This window comes from Flavobacterium sp., from assembly GCF_021151785.1.
GTDB lineage: Bacteria > Bacteroidota > Bacteroidia > Flavobacteriales > Flavobacteriaceae > Flavobacterium.
This window is the reverse complement of record NZ_JAGKWP010000056.1, coordinates 1-15,544: the sequence shown is the minus strand read 5'-3', so window position 1 is coordinate 15,544 and position 15,544 is coordinate 1. Positions and strand designations below refer to the sequence as shown.

Below are 15,544 nucleotides of genomic sequence, written 5' to 3'. Positions count from 1 at the left end.
GATTAACAAAGGGCAATATTACAGAAAAATATTAATTTTTAAACACTTTTTCTTGATGACTTATACTTTCTTGATGAATAGCTTTAAATAATTTAAGAATAAACTCTTCACTCAATCCTTTTTCTTCACCATCTAAAATCATTCTGCCTAGTACTTCATTCCACCTATTACTTTGTAACACCGCAACATTACGCTCTTTTTTTAATCTACCGATAGCATCTGCAATTTTCATTCTTTTAGCTAAAACATTAATTAATTTGGCATCTAATTCATCTATTTGAGTTCGTAAACCAGCTAATTTCTGATTGTAATCATCTGCGTCATCCGACTCTTTTCGAACTTTCAAGTCAACAAATAATTGTTTGAGTGTACTAGGTGTAATTTGCTGAGCCGCATCACTCCATGCTTTGTCAGGATTACAATGTGTTTCAATAATCAACCCATCATAATTTAAGTCCAAAGCCTGCTGTGAAACTTCCTGAATCATATCTCTTCTACCAGTAATATGAGATGGGTCACAAATTAATGGTAAATCTGGAAATTTACTTTGCAATTCTATGGCAATTTGCCATTCCGGATTGTTTCTATATTTTGTTTTTTCATAGGTCGAAAAACCTCTATGGATAACCCCTAATTTCTTTATCCCAGCATTATATAAACGTTCTAACCCACCTAACCACAAGGATAAATCAGGATTCACTGGATTTTTAAGTAAAACTATTTTATTTGTATTTTGAAGAGCATCTGCAATTTCTTGTACAGCAAATGGATTCACCGCTGTTCTTGCTCCTATCCACAATACATCGATATCATAAGTTAAAGCTAATTTAACATGTTGCGCATTAGCCACCTCAACAGCCATTAACAATCCCGTTTCTTCTTTAGCCTTTTTTAGCCAATGCAAACCTATTTCACCTACTCCTTCAAAACCTCCTGGTCTAGTTCTAGGTTTCCAAATTCCAGCTCTAAATATACTTACATCAGAATTTTTTAATTCTCTTGCAATTTCCAATACTTGATCTTCTGTTTCTGCACTACATGGTCCAGCAATCACAAGTGGATGAGATAACTTAAAATCATCTAACCAAGTTCTTAATTCCTTACTATTTTTCATAGTTCATTTATAATGATGTAAAATTAAAACTTATTTTTCTTTTTATTATTTTTTTGTTAGAGCAAATAAAAATCCTGACCTAGAAATTAACTACATCAGGATTCAAAACTATGCTCATTTTTTCATATCTATTATTATGAAAAAATATCATTAAAAAAAGAATGAACAGTTACATTTTCAAATAATTATGTAGTTCCATCATTTTTTGCTCGTTTTGAAATATTCCTCCATAGTAACTAGTTACCGTAGCCGAACTTTCGTCTTTAATCCCTCGAGAAGACACACACAAATGTTTAGCATCGACAATTACGGCGATATCTTCTGTTTCTAAAATCTGTTGCAATTCTAGACCAATTTGCATCGTAAGCCGTTCTTGGACTTGTGGCCGTTGCGCAAAATATTGCACAATTCGATTTATTTTTGAAAGTCCGATTACTTTTCCTTTTGAAATATACGCTACATGTATTTTACCAAAAATTGGCACAAAATGATGTTCACAATTAGAATAAAAGGTAATATTCTTTTCCACCAGCATCTGATTGTATTGGTATTTATTTTCAAAAAGGGCCACTTGCGGTTTGTTCGCTGGATTCAAGCCACAAAAAATCTCATCGATATACATTTTGGCCACACGTTGTGGAGTCCCTTTTAAGGAATCATCCGTTAAATCGAGTCCTAAAACTTCCATTATTTCCTTAAAATGAAAAGCAATTTTATCTTTTTTCTCTTCGTCAGACAAGAGAAAAGCATCGGCTTTCATGGGAGTTTCTACGGAAGTGAATAAATGATTATCTCCTATTTCATCAATAGAAAAAGAGACTAATTTTGATGTATCAACTGTTGGGTTCTTTGTCATAGCTATCTTTTTTAGTTGCTGATTGAAATCAGTCCGTTATCTTGAATAAATATTTGTCCGGTTATACCATTTGAGGAATCATTAAGTAAAAAAACAACCGTTTTGGCTACATCTTCAGGCTGTAAAATTCGTTTTAATGGATGTTTTGCTACCATATTTTCTTTAATAGAATCGTTTCTTAGAATTCCGGCTGCAAGCGGTGTGTCAACAATTGAAGGAGCAATTGCATTCACTCGTATTTTAGGTGCTAATTCTGCTGCCAAACTCTTTACCAATCCTTCCACGGCACCTTTAGCCGCTCCAATACTAGCGTGAAAAGGCATACCACGCTGTGCGGCCACCGAACTAAACATAACCACACTTCCTTGAGATGCAAGTTTTAATTGAGGCAAATAATGCTGTACTACTTTAACAGCCCCCATTACATTTACTTGCCAATCCTGTGCAAAATCATCCATAGAAAGACGGTTAAACGGTTTTAAATTGATCGTCCCAATACCATAAACGATTCCATCTAAAATATCTAGCGTAGGTAATTCATCTGTAAGCACATTCAAGGCAAAATGAGTTCCATTAAACGGAAAATCGGGTGCCGTTCTTGAAACAACGTAACAAAAATCGCCCTGAGCAGAAAGTTGCTGCACCACCTCTTTTGTTATTCCTTTACTTCCCCCAATAATTAAAAATTTTTTCATAGCTTTTTATCTTTTTGATATTTTATTTCCTGTGATTTGTCTTTGTAAAGTACATTTAAAGCGATTTATTTCGGGGTTTCGCTTCTGTGCATGTTTTTGACTAACCCCCGAATTGACCCTTTTTCGCCAAAGGTTAAAAGACGATCGTTTCAATTCCCTCCTCATAATTTGAATGACCTCTTTTTCGGGAATTCCAAATTGATACGCAATGGCTTCAAAAGGAGTTCGATCTTCCCAAGCCATTTCTATAATTCGATCTATTTCAGTTTCTGAAAATGCAGCATTCGGTCTTAACGCTATAACTTTTGTTTCACTCATTACACTCTATAGGTTTCTTTTTTCAATTAAAAAATGTGCTCGTTCATTAATTTTACTCAATTCTTGTTGGTCCATCTTATTCATCAAAGCGTACATCATTTTCATACGTTGATTGGATTCCAACCGATTTCTATTTCGATCTAAAAAATGCCAATACAGACTATTGAATGGGCAACTGTTTTCTTCCGTTTTGGTTTTTTTGTCATAAGAACAAGACGAACAATAATTACTCATTTTATCAATATAGTTGGCCGAAGAAATATAGGGCTTAGTAGCTACAATACCTCCATCTGCAAACTGACTCATACCTCTAGTATTTGGTAATTGAACCCATTCTATTGCATCAACATAAACACCCAAATACCATGCATCTACTTCATCTGGATGAGATTCCATTAAAAGTGCATAGTTTCCTAAAACCATTAATCGCTGAATGTGATGTGCATAAGCATGATCTAACGAGTTTTGAGTACAAGTTGCTACACATTTCATTTTCGATTTTCCCGTCCAGAAAACTTCGGGCAATGTGCGTTCATGTTCTAAAAAATTGCCAGATTTCAACTCATTAAATTTATTCCAATACACCATTCTTACATATTCTCTCCAACCTAAAATTTGCCGAATAAATCCTTCTACTTGTGCCAAACCTACCTTATCTTGATTAGTTCTGTAATAATCTTCCACTTTTTGCACCACTTCTTTGGGACTCAACATTTTTACATTCATGGCAAAGGACAAATTAGAATGAAACAACCATACCTCATCAGTATGCATGGCATCTTGAAAAGTTCCAAAATGAGGCAATAAATGTGTTGTGAAATAATCTAATTGCAACAAGGCCTGTTCTCTTGACTTGGGATAGTTCGAAATAGAAGTAGATTTCCCAAAGGTTTCAATATTCATAGCCTTTAAATCCTCAACCACGCTTGAAACATCATTATTGAAATAAACTACATCAGGAATAGGAACTTGATTTTTCCATTTATTTCTATTTTCTGCATCAAAATTCCATTTTCCTCCCAACGGTTTATCGTTTATTACAAGAACTTGATGTTTTTTTCTTAGGTGCCGGTAAAAGTTTTCAAGCAAATAGTATTTTTTTTCTTTACCCAATTCTGCAATTTCAGACAAACTACAGAAAAAATGTTCTGTATCAAAAGCCTTAACTTCTAGAGAAAATATCGATTTAAAATTTTTAAACACTTGGTATAATCGATATTCATCGGGCAATTGATAATGTATGGCCGTTATTGAAAATGGTTCGATTAACCCTTTAATATTCTCTTCAAAAGATTGCTTGTTAAGCGAATCATTAATTTTTATATAATATACCTGACAACCTTTTGAACTTAAAGTTTCTGCAAAATTTCGCATAGCAGAAAAAAAAGCGACAATCTTTTGTTGGTGCTGTTTTACATAATTCGTTTCCGATTGCACCTCCATCATTACATACAAGTAATTCGATTGATCTTGTTCCTGAAACCAAGAATGGGCATCATTCAATTGATCACCTAAAAGCAAGCGCAAAATCATAATTCTACCACTTTTTTAGTTAACCAAAGATTGCGAAAAACACGAAAATTATCGTAGTTTTTAGCTTGCAATTCTATATTAAACTTGCGGTCTCGTGGATCATTTCCAACACCTGCTAAGTAATTCCAGTTTCCATAATTGGAATGCACATCATAATCTATTAAAAATGCTTCAAAATAACTCGCCCCAATTCGCCAATCTTGTTCCATTTCTTTTGCAAAATAACTCGCTACATTTTGTCTTCCTCGATTACTCATCCATCCCGTATTTTTTAACTCCAACATATTCGCGTTGATAAAATCATAACGGGTGTTCCCATTGATCCAATCAGCAATTACTTTTTCATTTCTTTTCCAATTATAATTTCGGTTTAAAATCCCTGAAAGTTGAAACAATTGATTTCCGTATTTAATACTGACACATTTAAAAAAGTCGCGCCACAACAATTCGAATAAGACCCAATAAGTCGAATCATTTTCTAAGACTTCCTGTTCAAACTTTCTCACTTCATGATACACCGTTCGAACGGAAAGCGATCCATTTGCTAGCCAAGGAGCCAATTTGGTACTGTACTGAATACCCACCAATTCATTTCTTGTTTCCTTATAGGTTGTAATTTGTTGGTGTTCCCAAATGTATTTTTTCAAATGTTGTAACGCCTCAGATTCACCTCCTTTGCAAGGAAAAGCCGAACGTTCATCTACCTGTAAAGAAGAGTACCCCAATTCTTCAATAGTGGGTATCGAAGAAGAAAAAGGTAAATTCAATTTTTTAAATAAAATATTTGGTTTGGATTGCACCGCTTTAACTGCCCATTTTTGTTCTACTTTTTTGCGGTACGACGTAAAAACATCGGGTAAATCGTTTAGAGAAAAAGGCAATTGAGCAGGTTCAATTAAAAATTGGTCGTAATCCGTTTTCCAGCTAACGTTGAGGAAAGCAGTTCTGACTTTATTTTCAACCTCGACTTCTTCTTGAGTCCATTCTTTTTGTGAAATGATGGTATCAAACGGAAAACTTGAATAAATTTCTTCAAATGCTTGGATGGCATGACAATGAAAAAAATAAAAAGAAATATTATTTTTAGACAATTGTAGTTGTAACTCTTGCAATGTTTCTACTAAAAATTGAGCCCGAAAGACTTCCATTTTTTTCCAGCCAAAAGAAGTAGGTTTTAACCATTCTGGTTCCAAACAATAGAGTGCAATGACCTCATCCTCTTTTTGAATATGATTCCAAAAAGCAGCATCGTGTGTACGCAAATTATTCCTAAACCAAATGATTTTTTTACTTCCTTTTTCTACAAGCATCACTACAATATTTTACTTCATCCCAATTTTTCTCCCATTTTTTTCTCCAAGAAAAAGGTTTCTCACAAGAAGCACAAATTTTACTTGGCAAATAAGACTTATTCCCTTTATGATAAGTATTTTTCAAAGTCGTTGATTTTAATTTTGGCTTTGATATCAAACATTAAATTATACAAGCCAAAAAACGTTCGATTAACATAAATAAAATGCTTAGAACCTCGATTCCCATTCATTTTACGCAATTGCTTGTCGTTTGCAAATTTTTCACTCAACGCTGCTATTTTTCCAAAAAATTCAGGATTGGCAAAATCAAATTCAGGTTTGTGAATGGGTTCCGTAAAAACCGTTAACAATTCATGAAACATCGCCGTAAAAAACTCTATTTCTTTTGGACTATCGGTTGGTTTCAAAATTTCTAATTCAACTAATTTACTTTTAAAGTAAGCACTATCGGCCAAAGCAGTTGGAGTAGACACTTCAAAATAAGGTTTGTAAAATGAATCTGGAATTTGTTTCATACAACCAAAATCAATCGCAATTAAATTGGCTTGATCATCGACTAAAAAATTACCCGGATGAGGATCAGCATGAAATTTTTTTAACTTATGAATTTGAAACATATAAAAATTCCAAAGGGTTTGTCCCACACGGTCTCTTTTTTCCTGCGAAACATCAGATTTACAAAATTCGGACAAGTGAATGCCTTTCATCCAATCCATTGTAATGATTTTATCCGAAGACAATTCAGGATAATAACTTGGAAATTTTAAATTCTCGATCACTTCACATTCCTTACGAACAGCTTCACTTTGTTTCAATTCTAATTGATAATCCGTTTCTTCTGTTAATTTATCCTCCACTTCTTGAAAATATTCATCTGAAGTACCTTGCAAATTAAACATTCGCACCGCAATAGGCTTAACCAAAGCGATATCTGTACTAATACTTTCTCTTACACCAGGATATTGAATTTTTACGGCTAAGTCTTTACCATATTTTTTGGCCTGATGTACTTGACCAATACTCGCTGCGTTAATAGAATCGGGCGCAAATTCATCAAACAATTCTTCTGGATATTTATTAAAATAATTTTTAAACGTTTTACGAACTAATGGTGCCGATAAAGGCGGAACAGAAAATTGCGACAACGAAAATTTTTCAACATAAGACTGAGGCAATAAATTTTTCTCCATGCTCAACATCTGAGCCACTTTCAAAGCACTGCCTTTTAATTCTTTTAATCCGTCATAAATATCAGCGGCATTATTTTCATGCAATTTATCCTTGGTTAAATTTGGGTTAACCACCTTTTCTCCGTAGTATTTTAAATAATTCCCACCTACTTTAACACCGGTAGTAACCAATTTAGCTACCCGTTCCACTTTATTCGTTGGAATAGAATCTATTTTTTTCATCTGTTTAAGTTATTTTTTTCAGTGGAAACCTACAGAATCCCCTTTTTTAATAATAGGTTATTAGAATTTATTAGTTGGAATATCATTTTCTTGAATTAAAATTTCCAAATCGTTCTTTCCAAATAAATTTTCCAAAATCGAGAATACTTTCAATAGGAACATTATACACCACATCAAAACTAGCTTTCACCGATTTTTCAATAAACACATCAGTTTTTTCAAAACTAGTTGAAGTATCTTCCATCCAATACTTAAGAATAGACATGAATTGTAACCAAGCCCCTTCATGCACGACTCTATTTTGAATATCTGTTATTTTTTGATTTTCAATTTTATAGGGAGTTTCTAAAACCGTTTTAACATAAGACAAAAACTCTTTTCGAAGTTGCTTTAGCTTCATAAGATTCTTCAACGGCATTTTTTCTTGTTTTAGCAAGTACACAACAAAACTTCTATTGGCAGTAGCTACTTCAAAAAAAGTAAAATAAAAACAAGACAATTTTTGTGCAGCATCGTAGTTGTCGTAATCAGCTGTATTATTTAACAATTCCAATGTATAATGAAACATATCAGAAAAAAACTGTTCTTCTAACGCCTCGAAAGAAGCAAAATATTTATAAAACTCCGATTCTTCAATGCCATTATTCTTAGCAAACTCATACACTGAATGTGGCTTGTGACCTTTTAAAAGCACATGATCCATGTAAAAAGACACCACAGCATCTTTATTTATTTCGGTTGTTTTCTTCTTTGCCATAATTTTAATTGTTTTTTTGTTTAACAAATTTACAAAATATTTAAACAAAATAATCATTTTTAACTTTTTTTAATCTATCGTACGATACATTTATTTTATTATTTTTGCTAAAAATGTAAACGATGTCAATAGAAGTAAAAAATATCACTAAACTATACGGAGAACAAAAAGCTTTAGATTCCATAACATTTTCTGTAAATAAGGGTGAAATTGTTGGGTTTTTAGGTCCTAATGGTGCTGGAAAATCGACGCTAATGAAAATATTGACAACCTATTTAACTGCAGACGAAGGAGATGCTACAGTTAACAACTATAACGTACAAACACAGTCTAAGCAAGTACAACAATCCGTTGGTTATTTACCCGAGCACAATCCATTATATTTGGATTTATATGTTAGAGAATATTTAGAATTCAATGCTGACTTACACCGTGTACCAAAATCTAGGATAGAAGAAGTCATAGAATTAACAGGTTTAGGTCCTGAAAGTCATAAAAAGATAGGGGAACTTTCTAAAGGTTATAGACAGCGTGTAGGTTTAGCCACTGCATTACTTCACAATCCTGAAGTATTGATTTTGGACGAACCAACTACTGGTTTAGACCCGAATCAACTTGTTGAAATTAGAACATTAATTAAAAATATTGGAAAAGACAAAACTGTATTTTTATCTACACACATTATGCAGGAAGTAGAAGCCATTTGTGACAGAATTATCATTATTAATAAAGGTAAAATTGTTGAAGACAGTTTACTATCTGAACTTGGTGCCAATCTTGAAAAAGTGTTTAGAGAAAAAACAAAAAATTAATTTAATATTAATTGACCTGAAAATAATTGTTGTACATCTATTGAAGGAGGATTGTTTTTCAGAATTACATCACCTGTACTTAATATAGAACCAGTAATACTTTGAATAGGTTTAACAATCATATCATTAGAACCTCTTTGAAAAACTTTTATATTCTCTACATTAAAATCTTGCCCTTCAAAACGACCGTTTCCAAAATAAAAATTGAGAAGAAGTTCTTGAGAATGACCACTAATATAAAAATTAGATATATGATTACTTTCAATAACAGTTTGCCCATTATTTAATGAAAAATAAAAATCGCCCGTACCTGCTTCTCCTCCTTCATCAATTGAAAATAATCGCAAAATTCCAAAAGTCAAAATCCCTTCAGAACGAATATCTTGTTCCGTTTTACTATGAATTTCTATTATATTAGGAGCTGTTACATACACTGTAGCTGCCTTATAATCGCGTGTCCAATTACAAGTAGACTGGTCTTTAACTATTAAAAAATCCCCTTGTTTTTGAACATCTATATTTCCCATAATGTTTTCACCTGCTTCGATTTTAACTTGAAAATCAACTCCTTCTTTTACCACTAAAGCAATTCCTGAATGGACCCGAATTTTATCAAAATCAGCAATAGGCAATTCCTTTGTAAGAGTAGAACCCGCATTTTTAAAACAATCCTCAGATATTCCACAACTTACAAAAAGCAAGTTTAACAATAATACTATACATTTCTTCATAATCGTACTCCTAATGTTAATTCAATAGCCTCTGCTCTACCTCCATGAGTTTTTAACCCAATACCAGTAAAACAATTTTTGTAAGCATAATATTTGAGACCCACTCGCTGATACAAATCGATTTCATAATCAAAAGGTTTATATACGTAATATCCTACTTGGGTTTCTACCGATAATTTATTAATAAATAATTCATGACCAACAAAAACACCAATTCTTTTATAATCAACATTTGGATCGACAATTTGACCATTAGGTTTGGCTACAACCGCATATTTAATGTAATCTCTTAAATATCTAGAAAAAAACACATCTGTTCCTAATTGTAATGCACTTTTTCTACCTATTCGTTTATCAGCATATAAGCCAATGTGATAAAACTGTCGTTGACCTAAATCAACTACTGGACCTTCGGAGATTCCTGTTCTAAAAGCCACATTATACTTTACACGCTCTCTAAAGGATTTCTTATCTGGCAATGAATCAATTTTTTGATATTCTTGTTCCTTATCAAAATTATAATTCAAGCCAATATTAAACGTAAACGTATTTAAACCACTGTTTGGCGCTTTAAAACGACCATTCGAGAAATGAGACAACATAAAGCCTGTTTGCAAACCAATAGGTCCAATTAAATTTTTCTTTTGATATTGAAGTAAGAAATAATTATTGTCCAAAATTTTAGTTCCGAAGGCATTATTTTTATTATTAGTGACTTTATCATATGGATTTGTAGTCATTCCTATACCTTGAGAAATACGCAACATTAAATGTCTTTTGAGGAAGAAAAAGTTAAAATGAGCCCCAATTGCATAATTGGTTCCTAAATATTTATTATTGTAATCCATAGTATGAATAGAGAATCCATATTCAGGATAATTAAAATATTGGTGCCAATCTTTAGATCCGTTTGTTTTTTTATTGAAACTTAACAAAAATCCATCTGGATGGCCTGTAGTTAAATGAGCAACATCTGGAGTATGTTTATATACATTTCCTCTAAAAAATTGAAGATCCAAGTTAAAGTCATTTTTTGAATTTTGACTCACTACAAAATGTAAACTAAATAACGCAACTAAGCAAAAATAAAAACTCCTCATATCTATTGGCAAATATATAGATTATGAGGAATTTATACTATTTTATTTCATGCAGAATTTTACAATTTTTAAAAAACTTCATTAGCAATAGCTTTAATATTATCCGATTTACCCATTGAATAGTAATGCAAAACAGGAATACCAGCTGTTACTAATTCTTTACTTTGCTGAATACACCATTCAATTCCAATTTGACGAACGGCATCATTATCTTTTGCTTTTACAACTTCCATAATCAAATCATCGGGCATTTCTAAACTAAAGCGATGAGGAATCAAATTCAACTGTTTTTTTGTTGCAATAGGTTTTAAACCAGGTATAATTGGCACGGTAATTCCAGCTGCTCTAACTTTGGTAACAAAATCAAAAAATTTTTTATTATCAAAAAACATTTGTGTGATAATGTAATCCGCACCATTTTTTATTTTTTGCTTTAAGAAATGAATATCACTATCTAGACTTGGCGCTTCCATATGTTTTTCTGGATAAGCAGCTACACCAATGCAAAAATTAGTTTGAGCTGTATTTTGCAAATCTTCATCTAAATAAATCCCATCATTTAAATTACTGATTTGTTTTACTAAGTCTGAAGCATATTCATTCCCTTCTTTTTCAGGTTTGAAATAAGTTTCTGTTTTAAGAGCATCACCTCGCAAGGCTACTACATTGTCAATACCTAAAAAATCCAAATCAATTAACAGATTCTCCGTATCTTCTTTCGTAAATCCACCACAAAGAACATGAGGAATTGCATCTACATTGTATTTATTTTGAATACCAGCACAAATCCCAACGGTTCCAGGACGCTTTTTTACAATCTTCTTCTGCAACAATCCATTGGCCAATTCTTTAAATTCATATTCCTCCCGATGGTATGTAACGTCAATAAAAGGGGGATTAAATTCCATTAAAGGATCCATTCCATCAAAAATAGATTGAATATTTTGGCCCTTTAAAGGTGGTAATATTTCAAAAGAAAACAATGTTTTCCCTTTTGCATTTTCTATATGTTGCGTTACTTTCATCTTAATCAGCTATATTGGGTGAGAGCCATTTTTCGGCTTGTTCAATACTTATTTTTCTTCTTTTAGCATAGTCTTCCAATTGGTCTTTTTGGATCTTTCCTAATCCAAAATATTTACTTTGAGGATTAGCGAAATAATACCCAGAAACCGAAGCTGCTGGCCACATAGCCATACTTTCTGTTAGTTTTACTCCAATTTCTTGTTCAACATTTAATAACTTCCAAATCGTTGGTTTTTCCAAATGATCAGGGCAAGCCGGGTAGCCTGGAGCGGGTCGAATTCCTTTGTAATTTTCTTTGATTAATTCTTCGTTTGAAAAATTTTCCTCTGCAGCATACCCCCAAATTTCTTTACGAACTTTTTCATGTAAATTTTCAGCAAAAGCTTCGGCAAATCGGTCGCCAAGTGCTTTAACTAAAATTGAATTATAATCGTCTAATTCTTCTTCAAATTTTGCTGCTTTTTCATCAACTCCAAATCCGGTTGATACACAAAAACAACCTATATAATCCTGTATATTAGACTCCTTAGGCGCAATAAAATCAGCCAAAGCAATATTTGGTGCACCAACTGTTTTTTGTGATTGCTGTCTTAAAGTTAAAAAAGTTGTTGGTTGCTGGTTGTTAGTTAAAGGTTGTACTAGTATATCATCATCATTAATGGAATTCGCAGGAAAAATTCCTAAAATTCCTTTTGCTTCAAACCAATTTTCTTCAATAATTTTTGCAATCATATGTTGAGCATCTGCAAACAAATGTGTGGCTTGTTCACCTACCACCTCATCGGTTAAAATTGCGGGATATTTTCCGTATAATTCCCAAGATTGAAAAAATGGTGTCCAATCGATATAATCAACCAAATCCTTAACTTCAATTTGAATCTTTTTTATTCCAATAAAATTAGGCTTACTAGGTTGATAAGTAGACCAATCTACTTTAAATTTATTCTTTCTCGCTTCTTCAAGAGATAAAAAATTCTTTTCTCTACTTCTGTTCAAATAGCCTTCACGCAATTGGGAATATTCTTCTCTTAAAGCCGATGAATAGCTTGCTTTTGTATCGGGTTGTAATAAATTACTAGCCACAGTTACTGCTCTAGAAGCATCATTAACATGCACAACAGTAGATTGGTATTCTGGGGCAATTTTTACTGCCGTATGCGCCCTAGAAGTCGTAGCTCCACCAATCATAATTGGAATTTTGATATTTAATTTTTCCAATTCTTTAGCCAAATACACCATTTCATCTAATGAAGGTGTAATTAAACCACTCAATCCAATAACATCTACATTTTCGTTGACCGCCGTTTCAATAATTTTTTCAGGAGGCACCATAACCCCTAAATCAATGATTTCAAAATTATTACAGGCTAAGACCACCGAAACAATATTTTTACCAATATCATGTACATCGCCTTTAACAGTCGCCATTAAAATTTTACCTGCGCTAGAAGATTTGCCGTCTTTACTTGCTTCAATAAATGGTAACAAATAAGCGACAGCTTTTTTCATTACACGAGCAGACTTTACTACTTGTGGCAAAAACATTTTACCTGAACCAAACAAATCGCCTACGACATTCATCCCGTTCATTAAATGATTCTCAATTACTTCAATAGGTTTCTCAACCTGGCCTCTTGCTTCCTCAACATCGAGTTCAATAAATTCATCTAATCCCTTAACCAAAGAATAAGTTAAACGTTCTTGAACGGAACCATTACGCCATTCTTGCACCACTTTTTCATTTGTTTTGAAATCACCTTTATAGCTTTCCGCTAATTCCAACAAACGTTCTGTAGCATCATCTCTCCTGTCCAACAATACATCTTCAACATGTTCTAATAAAACGGGGTCAATTTTATCATAAATCTCTAACATTTCAGGATTTACAATACCCATCGTCATGCCGTGTTTGATTGCATGATATAAAAAGGCCGAATGCATGGCTTCACGAACTTTATCATTACCTCTGAACGAAAAAGACACGTTACTAACCCCGCCGCTAATATTTGCATAAGGCAGATTTTCTCTAATCCATTTGGTAGCCAAAAAGAAATCCAATGCATTTCTTCTATGCTCCTCCATACCTGTTGCGACTGGAAAAATATTGGGATCGAAAATAATATCCTCGGCAGGAAAACCTACTTTATTTACTAATATATCATAAGAACGTTTACATATTTCAATACGACGTTCATAAGTATCTGCTTGTCCAACTTCATCAAAAGCCATTACTATAACAGCAGCGCCATAACGTTTTATCAATTTAGCATGATGAATAAAAATAGCTTCTCCTTCTTTTAAAGAAATGGAATTTACGACTCCTTTCCCTTGAATTACTTTTAGCCCAGCTTCGATGATTTCCCATTTTGAAGAATCAATCATTACCGGAACACGTGCAATATCGGGTTCAGCGGCAATAAGATTCAGGAATTTTGTCATGGCAAACACGCCATCTAACATACCTTCATCCATATTAACATCGATGATTTGCGCTCCGCCTTCTACTTGAGCACGCGCAATATCTAGTGCTTCATCGTATTTTTCTTCCTTAATTAATCGAAGAAATTTTCTTGAACCTGTAACATTAGTTCGTTCTCCAACATTAATAAAATTGGATTCGGGCGTTACGATTAAAGGTTCTAACCCAGATAATTTTAAAAATTTTTTACAGTCAACTTCTGCCATTATAGTTCTACTTCAATAGTTCTTGGTTTGAATTCTTTTGCCACCTCAGCAATTAATTGTATATGTTCTGGTGTAGTTCCACAACAACCTCCAATAATATTCACTAAGTTTTCTTGCAAATATTCGCGGATTAATTGTTGCATTTCTTCAGGAGTTTGATCATATTGACCAAAAGCATTGGGCAAACCGGCATTAGGGTGTGCGGAAATATTTAAACTGGTATTTTGGGACAACCTTTTTAAATAAGGTTTCAATTGATCTGCGCCTAGTGCACAGTTAAACCCAACACTTAATAATGGTATATGTTCTATTGATATCAAAAAAGCTTCTACAGTTTGACCCGATAACGTCCTTCCAGAAGCATCAGTAATAGTTCCTGAAACCATAATTGGAATGTCAATTTTTCGCTCTTCTTTTACCTCTTCGATTGCAAATAAAGCTGCTTTAGCATTCAATGTATCAAAAATCGTTTCCACTAAAAGTAAATCACAACCTCCGTCGATTAATGCTTCAACTTGTTGTTTATACGCTAATTTTAATTCATCAAAAGTAACTGCTCTGTATCCAGGGTCATTTACATCAGGAGACATTGAAGCTGTTCTATTCGTTGGACCAATAGACCCAGCTACAAATCTTAGTTTATCGGTGAATTCATCGGCTACTTCACGAGCTATTTTTGCAGATTGATAATTCAACTCATAAACCAAATCTTCCATATGATAATCAGCCATTCCAATAGTTGTACCTGAAAACGTATTGGTTTCTACAATATCAGCACCAGCAGCAAAATAGGCTCTGTGTACCGCTTTTACCGCTTCAGGTTGAGTAATGGATAACAAATCGTTATTCCCTTTTAGTGGATGAGGAAAATCTGCAAATCGGTTGCCACGAAAATCTGCTTCTTCAAATTTATTGCGTTGCAACATCGTTCCCATAGCACCATCAAGGACTAGTATTCTTTTTTTAAGTTCTTCTTGAATTTTTGACATAATTTTGATAACTCTATACGATGATTTCATAACGTTATCAAGAAAAATGAAGAGAATTTTTCAAGTTATCTTTTCCGCCATAGCGGATAGAATGTAGCACCTTCTACCAGTGTAGGGTTGCTAAGCTTTCATTGGGTCTATTCCCTCCAGCTTTCGTGATAACAACATTAATGAAATGAACGACGCAAATGTAAAACAAAAAG

Annotated in this window: 14 protein-coding genes, 1 pseudogene and 1 riboswitch; of the genes and pseudogenes, 1 reads left to right on the top strand and 14 read right to left on the bottom strand. The window is 33.3% G+C overall.

Features of this window, described 5'->3' with window-relative positions; translation table 11 throughout:
* Positions 1-31: 31 nt before the first annotated feature.
* The 9 genes from QZ824_RS07260 to QZ824_RS07220 all read right to left on the bottom strand — a co-directional run bounded on the left by QZ824_RS07260 (position 32) and on the right by QZ824_RS07220 (position 7,998).
* Positions 32-1,114, bottom strand: coding sequence for a bifunctional 3-deoxy-7-phosphoheptulonate synthase/chorismate mutase type II (locus QZ824_RS07260; protein WP_291275357.1), 1,083 nt, complete (start codon positions 1,112-1,114; stop codon positions 32-34).
* Between the two features lie 169 nt (positions 1,115-1,283).
* Entirely contained in the window at positions 1,284-1,970 is a 687-nt protein-coding gene (gene folE / locus QZ824_RS07255) for a GTP cyclohydrolase I FolE (protein WP_291275356.1), read from the bottom strand.
* 11 nt (positions 1,971-1,981) lie between these two features.
* Entirely contained in the window at positions 1,982-2,665 is a 684-nt protein-coding gene (locus QZ824_RS07250) for an SDR family oxidoreductase (RefSeq protein ID WP_291275355.1), read from the bottom strand.
* A 6-nt stretch (positions 2,666-2,671) separates the two neighbouring features.
* On the bottom strand, positions 2,672-2,983 hold the full coding sequence (locus QZ824_RS07245) for a TIGR03643 family protein (RefSeq protein ID WP_291275354.1): 312 nt from the start codon (positions 2,981-2,983) through the stop codon (positions 2,672-2,674).
* A gap of 6 nt (positions 2,984-2,989) precedes the next feature.
* Entirely contained in the window at positions 2,990-4,516 is a 1,527-nt protein-coding gene (locus tag QZ824_RS07240; RefSeq protein WP_366844332.1) for a cryptochrome/photolyase family protein, read from the bottom strand.
* On the bottom strand, positions 4,513-5,826 hold the full coding sequence (locus QZ824_RS07235; protein WP_291275353.1) for a DASH family cryptochrome: 1,314 nt from the start codon (positions 5,824-5,826) through the stop codon (positions 4,513-4,515). Before QZ824_RS07235 ends, QZ824_RS07240 begins: the two co-directional genes overlap by 4 nt.
* On the bottom strand, positions 5,804-5,953 hold the full coding sequence (locus QZ824_RS07230; RefSeq protein WP_084642270.1) for a DUF2256 domain-containing protein: 150 nt from the start codon (positions 5,951-5,953) through the stop codon (positions 5,804-5,806). Before QZ824_RS07230 ends, QZ824_RS07235 begins: the two co-directional genes overlap by 23 nt.
* Entirely contained in the window at positions 5,934-7,241 is a 1,308-nt protein-coding gene (locus QZ824_RS07225; RefSeq protein WP_291275352.1) for an AarF/UbiB family protein, read from the bottom strand. The genes QZ824_RS07230 and QZ824_RS07225 overlap by 20 nt, the downstream gene beginning before the upstream one ends.
* A gap of 82 nt (positions 7,242-7,323) precedes the next feature.
* Positions 7,324-7,998 carry a TetR family transcriptional regulator C-terminal domain-containing protein gene (locus QZ824_RS07220; protein WP_291275351.1) on the bottom strand — a complete coding sequence of 225 codons (675 nt, stop codon included), beginning with the start codon at positions 7,996-7,998 and terminating at the stop codon, positions 7,324-7,326.
* A 122-nt stretch (positions 7,999-8,120) separates the two neighbouring features.
* Here QZ824_RS07220 and QZ824_RS07215 point away from each other — a divergent pair.
* Positions 8,121-8,750 (top strand): annotated as a pseudogene (locus QZ824_RS07215) (ATP-binding cassette domain-containing protein); the annotation flags it as partial.
* Between the two features lie 56 nt (positions 8,751-8,806).
* Here the strand turns inward: QZ824_RS07215 and QZ824_RS07210 are convergent.
* The 5 genes from QZ824_RS07210 to QZ824_RS07190 all read right to left on the bottom strand — a co-directional run bounded on the left by QZ824_RS07210 (position 8,807) and on the right by QZ824_RS07190 (position 15,341).
* On the bottom strand, positions 8,807-9,541 hold the full coding sequence (locus QZ824_RS07210; RefSeq protein ID WP_291275350.1) for a head GIN domain-containing protein: 735 nt from the start codon (positions 9,539-9,541) through the stop codon (positions 8,807-8,809).
* Positions 9,538-10,560: an acyloxyacyl hydrolase gene (locus QZ824_RS07205; RefSeq protein ID WP_291275349.1), complete on the bottom strand. Its 1,023-nt coding sequence runs from the start codon at positions 10,558-10,560 to the stop codon at positions 9,538-9,540. The genes QZ824_RS07210 and QZ824_RS07205 overlap by 4 nt, the downstream gene beginning before the upstream one ends.
* Before the next feature lie 149 nt (positions 10,561-10,709).
* Positions 10,710-11,666 carry a methylenetetrahydrofolate reductase [NAD(P)H] gene (metF, locus tag QZ824_RS07200; RefSeq protein ID WP_291275348.1) on the bottom strand — a complete coding sequence of 319 codons (957 nt, stop codon included), beginning with the start codon at positions 11,664-11,666 and terminating at the stop codon, positions 10,710-10,712.
* A gap of 1 nt (position 11,667) precedes the next feature.
* Complete coding sequence (gene metH / locus QZ824_RS07195; RefSeq protein WP_291275347.1) at positions 11,668-14,352, bottom strand: methionine synthase; 2,685 nt, start codon at positions 14,350-14,352, stop codon at positions 11,668-11,670.
* On the bottom strand, positions 14,352-15,341 hold the full coding sequence (locus tag QZ824_RS07190) for a homocysteine S-methyltransferase family protein (RefSeq protein ID WP_291275346.1): 990 nt from the start codon (positions 15,339-15,341) through the stop codon (positions 14,352-14,354). The genes metH and QZ824_RS07190 overlap by 1 nt, the downstream gene beginning before the upstream one ends.
* Before the next feature lie 62 nt (positions 15,342-15,403).
* A riboswitch (SAM riboswitch) is annotated at positions 15,404-15,506 on the bottom strand.
* Positions 15,507-15,544 lie beyond the last annotated feature (38 nt).